Raw genomic sequence first — 12,350 nt, 5'->3', positions numbered from 1 at the left:
TGTCACCGTTGGTGCCCAGCGGGATGTCGAAGTCCATGCGGTCATAGACGTCGTAGGGCTGGTTCTTGCGCAGATCCCACTGGATGCCGGAGCCGCGCAGCATGGGGCCGGTGAAGCCGAGGTTCAACGCACGCTCGGGAGACACCACACCGATGCCGACAGTCCGCTGCTTCCAGATGCGGTTGTCGGTTAGCAAGGTCTCGTAGTCGTCGACATTGGCGGGGAAGCGCGCGCAGAAGTCGTCGATGAAGTCGAGCAAAGAGCCAGCACGGTTCTCGTTGAGCCTGGAAATCGCCTTGGCGTTGTGGATCTTCGACACCTTGTACTGCGGCATCGAGTCAGGCAGATCGCGGTACACACCACCTGGGCGAAAGTAGGCCGCGTGCATGCGCGCACCGGACACTGCCTCGTACATGTCGAACAGGTCTTCACGCTCTCGGAAGCAGTAGATGAGCATGTTCATCGCACCGCAGTCCAGCCCGTGCGCACCCAGCCACATCAGGTGGTTCAGCAGGCGGGTGATCTCGGCAAACATCACACGGATGTACTGCGCGCGCTCGGGCACGTCGACCCCCAGCAGGCGCTCGATCGCCAGGCAGTAGGCGTGCTCGTTGGACATCATCGACACGTAGTCGAGGCGGTCCATGTAGGGCAGCGACTGCATGTAGGTCTTGCTCTCGGCCAGCTTCTCGGTGGCGCGGTGCAACAGGCCGATGTGCGGGTCGGCGCGTTGGATCACTTCGCCGTCGAGTTCGAGCACCAGGCGCAGCACACCGTGCGCTGCCGGGTGCTGGGGGCCGAAATTGAGCGTGTAGTTCTTGATCTCGGCCATGGTCTAGTGCAGCCCGCCGTAGTTGTCTTCGCGGATGATTCGCGGCGTGATTTCGCGCGGCTCGATCGTCACCGGCTGATAGATCACGCGCTTTTGTTCGGGGTCGTAGCGCATCTCGACATGGCCCGAAGTCGGGAAGTCTTTGCGGAACGGGTGGCCGATGAAGCCGTAGTCGGAGAGGATGCGGCGCAAGTCGATATGGCCTTCGAACAGGATGCCGTAGAGGTCGAAGGCTTCGCGCTCGAACCAGTTGGCCGAGTTCCACACCGGGGTGATCGACTCGACCGAGGGCAAATCGTCATCGGGGCAGAACACCTTGAGCCGCACACGCCAGTTGTGCTTGACCGACAGCAGGTGCGACACCACGCCGAAGCGCGCGCCTTCTTGCGGCTGGTCCTTGTAGGCGGAGTAGTCGACGCCGCAGATATCGACCAGTTGCTCGAAGTGCAGCGTGGGATCGTCACGCAACTGCGTGGCGGCAGCGAGGTAGTCGGCAGCCGCAACCGTGAGGGTGAGCTCACCGCGATCACGCACCAGCTTCTTGAGCCGCGCATCAAGCGCGGCCTCAAGCGCGGCCTGAAGAATGTCGAGTCTGCTCATGAGGGTGCTCAGCGGGCGATGGTGTTTTCGCGGCGGATCTTGGATTGCAGCTGCAAGATGCCGTAAAGCAAAGCCTCAGCCGTCGGGGGGCAACCCGGCACGTAAACGTCGACTGGCACGATGCGGTCGCAGCCGCGCACCACCGAGTAGCTGTAGTGGTAATAGCCACCGCCGTTGGCGCAGGAGCCCATCGACAGCACCCAGCGCGGCTCGGCCATCTGGTCGTAGACCTTGCGCAGGGCCGGCGCCATCTTGTTGCACAGCGTGCCGGCGACGATCATCAGATCGCTCTGCCGAGGGCTGGGGCGAAACAGCATGCCGAAACGGTCGATGTCGTAGCGGGCGGCACCCGCGTGCATCATCTCGACGGCACAGCAAGCCAGCCCAAAGGTCATGGGCCACAGCGAGCCGGTCTTCGACCAGTTGATCAGCGTATCGACACTGGTCGTGACGAAACCTTCTTTGAGAACACCTTCAATGCCCATGGCGAATCCTTAATGCCTAACGTAGCCACGGGCCGAGCGCCGGGCCGCCCCAAGCCGGCCCGCATCCCCTCGGGGGGATCGGGCAACGTACACGTTGGACGAGGCGCTTCATCATTCCCAGTCCAAGGCACCCTTTTTCCACTCGTAGGCAAAGCCCACGACCAGAATGCCCAAGAACAACATCATGGCCCAGAAGCCCGCTGCACCGATCTCGCGCAGCGACACGGCCCACGGGAAGAGGAAAGCAATTTCCAGGTCAAACAAGATGAAGAGGATGGCGACCAGGTAATAACGCACATCGAACTTCATGCGGGCGTCTTCGAATGCCTCGAAGCCGCATTCGTAGGGAGAATTTTTGGCGGCGTCAGGACGACGCGGGCCGAACAGGAAGCCAAGCACCTGGGGCGCTACACCCACTGCCACACCAACCAGGATGAACAAGATCACAGGAAGGTAGGGGGCCAGGTTCATGGTTCGAGTGTCGGCTTTGTTGATTACAGCAAGGCACTGGGTAAGCGCCTTGCCGATAGATCTGGTGCCGACGGCGAGACTCGAACTCGCACAGCTTTCGCCACTACCCCCTCAAGATAGCGTGTCTACCAATTTCACCACGTCGGCCTAACGTACTACTGCCGTCTAACTGCCTGGCAACGGCGTCTGGATTGCATGAGGAAGTAGCTCACCAGACAGCCGCAAATTCTAACCTCAAACCCCGGGTGATCTCGGCCGGACGCTGCATTGCAGCATGCCGTTTGGACCGCGGACAAAGGTTTTCAGGACCGGGTCACTTGCCCGGAATAGCGGGGAGTGATGCAGCAGGTGCAGCGGCGGGCGCTACATCAGATGCCGAGCGAGCCGACCCTGGGATCAGCGGTGCGCCACTTGCCGCAGAACTTGCAGCAGGAGCCGCCATGCCGGCGCGATCGAGCACGCTGGTGCCCGACGTGACTGTGCGGGTGTTGGCCACGTAGGCAAGTGCGAGCGTGCAGCAGAAGAAAACCGCAGCGCACACCGCGGTGGAGCGAGACAGGAAGTTGGCACTGCCCGTGGCACCGAAGAGGCTGCCCGACGCGCCACTGCCGAACGAGGCACCCATGTCCGCGCCTTTGCCATGCTGGATCAGCACCAACCCGATCATGACCAAGGCCGCCAGGATTTGCAGGGCCACCACGACGTTCATCAACACTTGCATTTCTTATTGCTCCAAAAAATTCTTCAGGCCCAGCTCAGCTGGCAGCCTTGCAAATGGCGGCGAAGTCTGCCGCCTTGAGGGATGCACCACCGATGAGCCCACCATCGATGTCTGCTTGTGAAAACAGCTGCACCGCGTTGTCGGCCTTCACACTGCCGCCGTAGAGGATCTGCATCTCGCCAGACTTCTCGGTGGCCGCGTGCAGTTGGGCGCGCAGCACGGCGTGCACCGCCTGCGCCTGCTCGGGCGACGCGGTCCTGCCGGTACCGATGGCCCACACGGGCTCATAAGCCACCACCACCTGCGAGATGCAGTGCGCCAGCGTGTGGATCACGGCCGAAAGTTGGCGCTTGACCACGGCATCGGTCTGCCCTGCTTCGCGCTCGGCCAGCGTTTCGCCCACGCACACGATGGGGGTGAGTTTGTGCGCCAACGCAGCCTTTGCCTTGTCGGCCACCAGTTGATCAGACTCGGCGTGATAAGCGCGGCGCTCGGAGTGACCGACGATCACGTAATGACAGCCAAACTCGCTCAGCATCGACGCCGACACCTCGCCGGTATAGGCGCCCGATTCGTGGGCCGAGCAGTCTTGTGCACCCCACACGATGCGGCTGCCTTGCAGCGACAAGGCCACGTCGGCCAGGTAAGGGAACGGCGCGCACACCGCCACACCGGCATCCCAGGGCTCAGCTTCCTTCAGCGCAGCCAGCAACTCGGCGTTGACCACACGGCCGCCGTTCATCTTCCAGTTGCCTACCACCAGTTTGCGACGCATGGGTTGGGGCTCCTTCGGATTCACCATGTCAACACGAGCTTGCCGATGTGCTCGTTCGATTCCATCAGCGTGTGCGATTGAGCCGCCTGCTCCGCCGGGAACACCTTGAAGATCACCGGCTTCACCTTGCCGGCTTCGAGCCAGGGCCACACGTTTTGACGGAGCGACTGCGCGATGGCAGCCTTGAAAGTAACAGGGCGCGGGCGCAAGGTCGAGCCGGTGACCGTGAGACGCTTGCGCATCACCACACCGGCGTCGATCTGGGCTTCAACGCCGCCTTGCACCGCAATCAGCACGAGGCGAGCGTCTTCGGCCATGCAGCTCAACTCGCGCGCGACGTAGGAGCCGGCGACCATGTCGAGCACCACGTTCACACCACGCTTGGCAGTGATGCGCATGACCTCGGCGGCAAAGTCCTGGCTGCGGTAGTTGATGGCGTGGTCGGCGCCGAGAGCGACGCACGCAGCGCATTTTTCATCGCTGCCGGCCGTCGCGATGACGGTCGCCCCCCAGGCCTTGGCCAACTGGATGGCGGTGACGCCGATCCCGCTCGTGCCGCCCTGCACCAGCAGCGTTTCGCCGGGTTGCAGTCCGGCGCGGTCAAACACGTTCGACCAGACGGTAAAAAAGGTTTCGGGCAGGCTGGCGGCTTCGATGTCGCTCAAGCCCGCCGGCACCGGCAGACACTGACCAATCGGCGCCACGCACAACTCGGCGTAACCGCCACCCGCCACCAAGGCGCACACCCGGTCGCCAAGGTTCAGCCCGGCTGCCGCCATGGCAGTTCGATCCCCCTCGACGATCTTGCCTGCCAGTTCCAGGCCAGGCAGATCAGATGCACCGGGTGGCACCGGGTAGTGCCCTTTTCGCTGCAACACGTCGGGTCGGTTCACACCCGATGCGGCCACACGAATCAAGACCTCACCGGCACCCGCGACCGGCGCCGGCCGCTCAGCGGGGCGCAAGACGTCAGGCGCGCCGCAAGACGCAATTTCGATGGCTTTCATGGGGTGCAGACAGTCGGTGGCGAGAAGCAGGCCGCCAAGCGGCCCGGCTTCATCAATCGTGTGAAGGCTGAGCTTCGCGCTCGATCAGGGCCTTCATCGACAACTTGACGCGTCCCTTCTCGTCGGTCTCGAGCACCTTGACCTTGACGATCTGGCCTTCTTTCAGGAAGTCGGTGACCTTCTCGACACGCTGGTGCGCGATCTGGCTGATGTGCAGCAGGCCGTCTTTACCCGGTAGCAGGTTCACCAGTGCACCGAACTCCAGGATCTTGGTGATCGGGCCCTCGTAGATCTTGCCCACTTCGACTTCAGCGGTGATCTCTTCGATGCGCTTCTTGGCGAAGGCGGCCTTGTCGGCGTCGGCCGAGGCGATGGTGATGGTGCCGTCTTCGCCGATGTCGATCGTGGTGCCGGTCTCTTCGGTCAGCGCACGGATGGTCGCGCCGCCCTTGCCGATCACGTCACGGATCTTCTCGGGGTTGATCTTCATGGTGTATAGGCGCGGTGCGAATTGCGACACCTCGGTCTTCGCTTCGCCCATGGCGGTCATCATCTTGTCGAGGATGTGCAGACGGGCTTCCTTGGCTTGTGCCAGCGCGACCTGCATGATTTCCTTGGTGATGCCCTGGATCTTGATGTCCATCTGCAGGGCGGTCACGCCAGCGGTGGTGCCGGCCACCTTGAAGTCCATGTCGCCCAGGTGATCTTCATCGCCCAGGATGTCGGTCAGCACGGCGAAGCGGTTGCCGTCCTTGATCAGGCCCATGGCGATGCCGGCCACGTGCGCCTTGAGCGGCACACCAGCGTCCATGAGTGCCAGGCAGCCACCGCACACCGATGCCATCGACGACGAGCCATTGGACTCGGTCATTTCAGACACCACGCGCATGGAGTACGGGAAGTCGACGCGGTTCGGCAGCACGGCGACGAGTGCGCGCTTGGCCAGGCGGCCGTGGCCGATTTCGCGGCGCTTCGGCGTGCCCACGCGACCGGTTTCGCCGGTGGCGAACGGAGGCATGTTGTAGTGCAGCATGAAGTGCTCGCTGAACTCGCCAGCCAGTGCGTCGATCTTCTGCGAGTCGCGGTCGGTGCCGAGGGTGGCAGCGACCAGCGCCTGCGTTTCACCGCGGGTGAACAAGGCCGAGCCGTGCACGCGCGGCAGCACGCTGTTGCGGATCTCGATCTGGCGCACGGTGCGGGTGTCGCGGCCGTCGATGCGCGGTTCGCCAGAAAGAATCTGGCTGCGAACGATCTTGGCTTCGATGTCGAACAGCACGTTGTCGACGTTGACCTTGTCGAAGGCGGTGCCTTCGGCGGTGAGTGCCGCCAGGGTGGCGGCCGTCACTTCGCGCGTGGCTTGCGTGCGTGCTTGTTTGGAGCGGATCTGATAAGCGGCGCGCAGCTTGTCTTCGGCCAGTGCAACCACCTTGCCGATGAAGGCTTCGTCCTTGGCGGGGGCCTTCCAGTCCCAGGCCGGCTTGCCGGCATCACGCACCAGATCGTTGATGGCGGCGATGGCGATATTGCCTTGCTCGTGACCGAACACGATGCCGCCGAGCATGATTTCTTCGCTCAGTTGCTGGGCTTCAGACTCGACCATCAGCACGGCAGCTTGTGTGCCGGCGACCACCAGGTCCATCTGCGAATCAAGCAGTTGGGTCTTGCCGGGGTTCAGCACGTACTGGCCGTTGACATAGCCCACACGGGCTGCGCCGATGGGGCCGTTGAACGGAATTCCCGAGATGGCCAGCGCGGCGCTGGAGCCGATCAGTGCGGCGATGTCGGCCGAAACTTCAGGGTTCAGCGACAGCACGTGGATCACCACCTGCACTTCGTTGTAGAAACCTTCGGGGAACAGCGGGCGCAGCGGGCGGTCGATCAGGCGCGAGGTCAGCGTTTCGAGTTCGCTCGGGCGGCCTTCACGCTTGAAGAAGCTGCCGGGGATCTTGCCGGCGGCGTAGGTTTTCTCGATGTAGTCGACGGTCAGGGGGAAGAAGTCTTGCCCCGGCTTGGCATTCTTGGCGGCGACCACGGTGGCCAGCACCACGGTGTCTTCGATGTCGACGATCACGGCACCACCGGACTGGCGGGCGATCTCGCCCGTTTCCAGCTTGACGGTGTGCTGGCCCCATTGGAAGGTCTTGGTGACTTTGTTGAACATGCTCATGTGTCTCTCCTTTGAGTGTCAGCGCCTGTAGGGCGGCGCCTTGAGACCCCGGAGCTGTGGCAACCTGGCGCGATGCCATTCCAGAGGGGTTCGGTGTGGAACGCCGTTGGAATGACACATCGTCATCGTTGGGTGCCTGGCTCCAAATGCAAAGAGCCTGTGCTGGTGAATCCAGACAGGCTCTTCACTATCTTGCGCCGCTTACTTGCGCAGACCCAGTTTCTGGATCAACGCGGTGTAGCGGTCTGCATCGGTGTTCTTCAGGTAGGCCAACAGGCTCTTGCGGGTGTTGACCATCTTCAGCAGACCCCGGCGACCGTGGTGGTCTTTCAGGTGGGTCTTGAAGTGGGGCGTCAGGTCGTTGATGCGGGCGGTGAGCAGTGCAACTTGCACTTCAGGGGAGCCCGTGTCGTTCGCACTGCGTGCGTTGGCCTTGACGATTTCAGATTTAGCGACAGACATGTCAGTTTCCTGGTGTCCGGGCCGCTGCAACTGCATTGTGTGCTGCGGTTTCCGGGGTTGCGACTTGCGGTGGCGGGAGAAACCTTCCCGCGCCGTGCTATGTTCCCTGACCAGCCGTGCCAGACAGAGCCCACGATTATAGCCGAAGGGCGCGACTCAGCCGCCCTACCCCTTCCACCAGCCTGGCCGGGTCGCGCGAGGCAAAACACCAGCGCAGCCAGCCTTCGGCTTCGTCGCCAAAGGCAATGCCTGGCGCCAGGCCCAGACCCACCTCTTCGACCAGGCGCTTGGCGAAGGCCAGGGAGTCGTCCTCGCCGGCCACGCGGAAGAAGGCGTACATGCCGCCGCGGGGCGTGGCAACGCTCACCCCGGGCAGCACGGCCAGGCGCGGGATCAGCGTGTCACGGCAGGTTTTCAGCCGCTGCACCAATCCCGGCACAAAGGCACCGGCCTCACGCACCGCCGCCAGCCCGGCGCGCTGCACGAACACCGGCGCGCAGGAGGTGTTGAACTCGATCAGTTTGGCCACGTCGGGCGACAAACCGGGCGGCAGCACCAGCCAGCCAAGACGCCAACCAGTCATCAGGAAGCTCTTGGAGAAGCTGTGCGCCACCACCAGGCGGTCGTGCGGCTCGGCAATGTCCAGGAAGCTTGGCGCGGCGCGTGCGCCCGGTTCGAAGTAGATGCGCTCGTAAACCTCATCGGCCACGATCCAGGTGCCCGTTTGCCGGCAATGGGCGAGCAAGACCCGTTGCTCTTCACGGCCCAGCGTCCAGCCGGTGGGGTTGTTGGGTGCGTTGACCAGCACGGCACGGGTCTGCGGCGTGATCGCGCTCAGCAAGGCCGGCATGTCGAGTACCCAGGCGCCGTCCTGCACTTGCAGCGGCACCCGCCGCACCTGCGCTCCCAGGATGGCCGGCTGCGCCACGATGTTGGGCCACACCGGCACCACCGCCACCACCTCATCGCCGGGGCCGATCAGCAACTGGCTCGCGATCATCAGGGCGCTCACGCCCGACGAGGTCACGGCGACACGATCCACATCAACGGCTCTATGCAGATCGCTCAGGTAGCCCGCAAGCGCCTCCCGCAACTCGGGCAAGCCAAGGTTGTGCGAGTAAAAGGTCTCTCCGGCATGCAACGACGCGACCGCCGCCTGGTTGACGGCAGCAGGCGTGGCTTCATCGCTCTCGCCAAACCAGAAGGCCAGCACGTCGCTGCGGCCGAGGCCGGCGTTGGCCACTTCGCGGATCTTGGAGGCCGGCAAACCGGCAATGACAGGTCTCATGTTGCGCCGCATGCTAGCGCCGATTTTCAAGCCCCTTGAAAACAAAAATGCCGCTCCTAGCTTGGGTGTCATGGGTTGCTGCACGGTGCAGCGGCCGAGGTCGATTCCAAGGAGATGCTCACCATGTTCGTATTCCCCACTGCCACTCGCCGCGTTGCCCCTGTTTCACTGTCGCGCGCCATCGACCACCTCTTCAATGACCACGCGCTGGCCGATGAGCCGCGTGTGCCCGCACTCGACGTCACCGAGAGCGACGCCGCCTACAAGCTGTCGTTCGACCTGCCCGGCCTCAGCAAGGATCAGCTGAAGGTCACCGTGCAAGGCCGTCGCGTGAGCCTTGAAGCCCATGCGGCCGCTGCTGAAGCGAAGGAAGGCGAACGTGTGATCTACCGCGAGCGCAGCACCGCGCAATACGCCCGCACGGTGAGCCTGCCGGCCGAGGTGGATCAATCCACGTCGACGGCCAAGTTTGAGAACGGTGTGCTGACCTTGACGTTGGCCAAGCGTGTGCCCACCGGCGCCACGCAGATCAACATCAACTGATGTCGACTCAGACGGCCGCGAGAGCCCAGCGCGGCTTGACGTCGAACGCGTAGTCGAGTCCAGCCGAGGCGATACCGCGCTGCAAGCGCATCGCCGCGGCCAGCGCGATCATCGCGCCGTTGTCGGTGCACAGCGCCAGTTCGGGGTAATGCACCCTGCACTGGCGCTTCGCACATTCGGCGTTCAGCATGGCGCGCAGGCGCGCATTGGCGCCCACGCCGCCAGCCACCACCAAGCGCTTCAATCCAGTGGATCTAAGCGCTGCCAATGACTTTTTCACCAGCACCTCGACGATGGCCTGCTGTGTCGATGCGGCGAGGTGCGCCTTGTCTTGCTCGCACACATTGCTGCCCAGCTTGAGCAGCTGCGTGCGCACGGCGGTCTTCAAGCCGGCGAAGGAAAAGTCGAGGTTGCCGCTGTGCAGCAGCGGCCTGGGCAGATCGAAGGTGGTGGCGTCGCCAAACTCGGCCAGCCTCGCCAATGCCGGGCCCCCGGGGTAGCCCAGGCCCATCATCTTGGCCGACTTGTCGAAGGCCTCGCCAGCCGCGTCGTCGATGGTTTCGCCCAGCAGCTCGTATTGCCCCACGTCGTCCACGCGCATCAACTGGGTGTGACCGCCAGACACCAGCAAGGCGACGAACGGAAACTCGGGCGGATCGCTCGCAAGAAACGGGGACAGCAAATGCCCTTCGAGGTGATGCACTCCCATCACGGGCTTGCCCAGCGCAGCACCCAGGGCACAGGCCACGCCTGCCCCCACCAGCAGCGCACCGGCCAAACCGGGGCCGCGCGTGTAGGCCACCACGTCAATGTCTTGCAAGCTGCAAGACGCCTCGTTCAGCACCTGTTTTGCCAGAGGCAGCACACGCCGGATGTGGTCGCGCGAGGCCAGCTCGGGCACCACGCCGCCATACGCCTGGTGCATGTCGATCTGGCTGTGCAACGCATGCGCCTGCAAACGCGGCACGCCGCTTGCGTCAGCCTCCACCAGCGCCACGCCGGTTTCGTCACACGATGACTCCACACCCAGAACTTTCATCGAGACGAGTGTACCGAGCACAACACACGGCCCATAAAGGGCTGTTGTTTTCCACAGCCTGGCATCGGTGTTTTCCCGAAATCGCCTCGAACCCTCTTCACAGCACCAAGTCGGCGCACTACTGTGCACATCCGAGCAGTCACCCGAGATGTGATTGCCAACAATGAACATCGTTGGGGAATCCATGAAGGAATACCGTCTTGTCGCTTGGGCCGACCTGCCCGCGCCTTACCACCGCACGGCCTACCGCCGCATGCTCACCGACATGTCGCATCGCCACATGTCGCTCGCCCAGTTGACAGCCTGCAGTGGAATCCGCCGCAAGGAAGTGCAGCAGTTCATCGAGATGCTGGAAGGCCGCAGCTTGCTGACCGAGCGCGATCTGTCCGCACCCGATTCGGTGTTTGAATCGCTCCGCCCGCTGGGCGGATGGCTGCGCAAAGCCTTGAACGTGCAAGCCAACGACCACTGAACGCCAACTTGGTCACGGAGCCCGCCCCTCGGCGGGCTTTTTCGTTTCTGGCGTGGATGTTGCTGTCTCATGCACCATGAAAGTGCCGCCTCCGAGCCCAACCCCTGCATTGCGCATCGTGATCGTGGCACCCGATCTCGCGCCCGACGGCACCGATCCGCAAGCAGGCACCGAAGCCGAGCGCTCGCGCCTGTTGCGCATCGGCCTGCTGGAGAACGGCTACAACATCGTCGCCGTGTTGCCGGTCGACGTGTTCCTGCCCGACCGCATTGCGCAGATCGCGCCCGACATGATCATCGTCGACGCTGAAAGCCAGGCCCGCGACACGCTGGAGCACGTGGTGATGGCCACACGCGACGCGCGCCGGCCGATCGTGTTGTTCACCGAAGACGAAGACACCTCGCACGTGCCGGCGGCCATCGCCGCCGGTGTCACCGCGTACGTGGTGGCGGGGCTGGGCACCGACCGCGTCAAGCCGGTGCTCGACGTGGCGATGGCCCGGTTTCGGCATGAGGAGAACCTGCGTCGCGAGCTGGCCGACGCTCGCACCGAGTTGTCAGACCGCAAGCTGATCGACCGTGCCAAGGGCCTTCTCATCAGCCGCCACGGCCTGAGTGAAGAAGACGCGTATGCGCGCCTGCGCAAAACCGCGATGGACAAGGGCCTCAAGCTCGTTGATGTGGCACAGCGACTCATCGACGTCAGCGACCTGCTCGGTTGAAGTGCATGCAGCTCGGCATCAACCCTGATTTGGTGCGGCGCAACACCCAAACGCCACAAACCACCATGGCACACCGCTTGCGTATGTAGACGCAGAAGATCAACGGCGATTTTCTGGAGACATCGGCTGGCGCCAATGACGGCGCTGCGCTGATGGGACGACGGCGTCCCCACGAGTTCGGGTTTCATCCCGGCGACGTGCGGACGCCTTTTTGTTTTTGTCTTTTCCTTTTTCATGCACTGAGAACAAGCCATGACCCACCCATCGACCAGAAAGCCCAACCTCATGAGCCGCCGAACCCTGATCAAAGCCGCCGCCGCTGGCAGCGCCGCCGGTCTTGTGCCCGGCCTGAACACCGCCGTCTACGCCGCGGGCTCCGACAAGCCTGAAAAAGAAGAGGTGCGCATCGGCTTCATTCCCCTCACCGACTGCGCTTCGGTGGTGATGGCCTCGGTGCTGGGCTTCGACAAGAAGTACGGCGTGAAGATCATCCCCACGAAAGAAGCCTCGTGGGCCGGTGTGCGCGACAAACTGGTCAACGGCGAACTCGACATGGCCCACGTGCTGTACGGCCTGATCTACGGCGTGCACCTCGGCGTGAGCGGCCCCAAGAAAGACATGGCCGTGCTGCTCAACCTGAACAACAACGGCCAGGCCATCACGCTGTCGAAGGCGCTGGCCGACAAGGGCGCGGTCGACGGCCCCTCGCTTGCCAAGCTGATGGCCAAGGAGAAGCGTGAATACACCTTCGCGGGCACCTTCCCGAC

15 protein-coding genes and 1 tRNA gene are annotated in these 12,350 nt (G+C 63.4%); 4 read left to right on the top strand and 12 right to left on the bottom strand.

Annotated elements, in window-relative coordinates:
• From RMO40_RS15475 to RMO40_RS15425, 11 genes are all read right to left on the bottom strand, one after another.
• On the bottom strand, positions 1 to 832 hold an 832-nt coding region (locus tag RMO40_RS15475), incomplete at its 3' end, for an NADH-quinone oxidoreductase subunit D (RefSeq protein ID WP_309723196.1).
• 3 nt (positions 833 to 835) lie between these two features.
• Positions 836 to 1,432: an NADH-quinone oxidoreductase subunit C gene (locus RMO40_RS15470; RefSeq protein ID WP_309723193.1), complete on the bottom strand. Its 597-nt coding sequence runs from the start codon at positions 1,430 to 1,432 to the stop codon at positions 836 to 838.
• A gap of 8 nt (positions 1,433 to 1,440) precedes the next feature.
• Positions 1,441 to 1,917 carry a NuoB/complex I 20 kDa subunit family protein gene (locus RMO40_RS15465; RefSeq protein ID WP_296688075.1) on the bottom strand — a complete coding sequence of 159 codons (477 nt, stop codon included), beginning with the start codon at positions 1,915 to 1,917 and terminating at the stop codon, positions 1,441 to 1,443.
• Positions 1,918 to 2,028: 111 nt separating this feature from the next.
• Positions 2,029 to 2,388, bottom strand: a complete 360-nt coding sequence (locus RMO40_RS15460) for an NADH-quinone oxidoreductase subunit A (protein ID WP_296688076.1) — start codon at positions 2,386 to 2,388, stop codon at positions 2,029 to 2,031.
• A gap of 62 nt (positions 2,389 to 2,450) precedes the next feature.
• Positions 2,451 to 2,535: transfer RNA gene (locus RMO40_RS15455), tRNA-Leu, on the bottom strand.
• Positions 2,536 to 2,701: 166 nt separating this feature from the next.
• Positions 2,702 to 3,109 carry a preprotein translocase subunit SecG gene (secG, locus tag RMO40_RS15450; RefSeq protein ID WP_309723188.1) on the bottom strand — a complete coding sequence of 136 codons (408 nt, stop codon included), beginning with the start codon at positions 3,107 to 3,109 and terminating at the stop codon, positions 2,702 to 2,704.
• Between the two features lie 34 nt (positions 3,110 to 3,143).
• Complete coding sequence (gene tpiA, locus RMO40_RS15445; RefSeq protein ID WP_309723185.1) at positions 3,144 to 3,884, bottom strand: triose-phosphate isomerase; 741 nt, start codon at positions 3,882 to 3,884, stop codon at positions 3,144 to 3,146.
• A gap of 20 nt (positions 3,885 to 3,904) precedes the next feature.
• Entirely contained in the window at positions 3,905 to 4,891 is a 987-nt protein-coding gene (locus RMO40_RS15440) for a zinc-binding dehydrogenase (protein ID WP_309723182.1), read from the bottom strand.
• A 52-nt stretch (positions 4,892 to 4,943) separates the two neighbouring features.
• The gene (gene pnp / locus RMO40_RS15435) at positions 4,944 to 7,058 is read right to left on the bottom strand and encodes a polyribonucleotide nucleotidyltransferase (RefSeq protein ID WP_309723179.1); all 2,115 of its coding nucleotides are present in this window, start codon (positions 7,056 to 7,058) and stop codon (positions 4,944 to 4,946) included.
• Positions 7,059 to 7,259: 201 nt separating this feature from the next.
• The gene (rpsO, locus tag RMO40_RS15430; protein WP_309723176.1) at positions 7,260 to 7,520 is read right to left on the bottom strand and encodes a 30S ribosomal protein S15; all 261 of its coding nucleotides are present in this window, start codon (positions 7,518 to 7,520) and stop codon (positions 7,260 to 7,262) included.
• Positions 7,521 to 7,656: 136 nt separating this feature from the next.
• Complete coding sequence (locus RMO40_RS15425) at positions 7,657 to 8,820, bottom strand: pyridoxal phosphate-dependent aminotransferase (RefSeq protein WP_309723172.1); 1,164 nt, start codon at positions 8,818 to 8,820, stop codon at positions 7,657 to 7,659.
• 111 nt (positions 8,821 to 8,931) lie between these two features.
• Here RMO40_RS15425 and RMO40_RS15420 point away from each other — a divergent pair, with 111 nt between their 5' ends.
• The gene (locus RMO40_RS15420; protein ID WP_309723169.1) at positions 8,932 to 9,351 is read left to right on the top strand and encodes an Hsp20/alpha crystallin family protein; all 420 of its coding nucleotides are present in this window, start codon (positions 8,932 to 8,934) and stop codon (positions 9,349 to 9,351) included.
• 7 nt (positions 9,352 to 9,358) lie between these two features.
• Here RMO40_RS15420 and tsaD read toward each other — a convergent pair whose 3' ends face one another.
• Positions 9,359 to 10,390 carry a tRNA (adenosine(37)-N6)-threonylcarbamoyltransferase complex transferase subunit TsaD gene (tsaD, locus tag RMO40_RS15415; RefSeq protein WP_309723166.1) on the bottom strand — a complete coding sequence of 344 codons (1,032 nt, stop codon included), beginning with the start codon at positions 10,388 to 10,390 and terminating at the stop codon, positions 9,359 to 9,361.
• A 184-nt stretch (positions 10,391 to 10,574) separates the two neighbouring features.
• On the opposite strand from tsaD, the gene RMO40_RS15410 reads away from it, so the two are divergent.
• From RMO40_RS15410 to RMO40_RS15400, 3 genes are all read left to right on the top strand, one after another.
• Positions 10,575 to 10,862: a hypothetical protein gene (locus tag RMO40_RS15410; RefSeq protein WP_309723163.1), complete on the top strand. Its 288-nt coding sequence runs from the start codon at positions 10,575 to 10,577 to the stop codon at positions 10,860 to 10,862.
• Between the two features lie 76 nt (positions 10,863 to 10,938).
• Complete coding sequence (locus tag RMO40_RS15405) at positions 10,939 to 11,583, top strand: ANTAR domain-containing protein (RefSeq protein ID WP_309723160.1); 645 nt, start codon at positions 10,939 to 10,941, stop codon at positions 11,581 to 11,583.
• Between the two features lie 285 nt (positions 11,584 to 11,868).
• Positions 11,869 to 12,350: ABC transporter substrate-binding protein (locus RMO40_RS15400; protein ID WP_309723157.1), on the top strand; the 482-nt coding region annotated here is incomplete at its 3' end.

The sequence above is a fragment of the Rhizobacter sp. genome, assembly GCF_031412075.1.
Classification (GTDB): Bacteria; Pseudomonadota; Gammaproteobacteria; order Burkholderiales; family Burkholderiaceae_C; genus Rhizobacter.
Note: the sequence above shows the minus strand (reverse complement) of the source record. Positions and strands in the feature narration are given on the sequence as shown.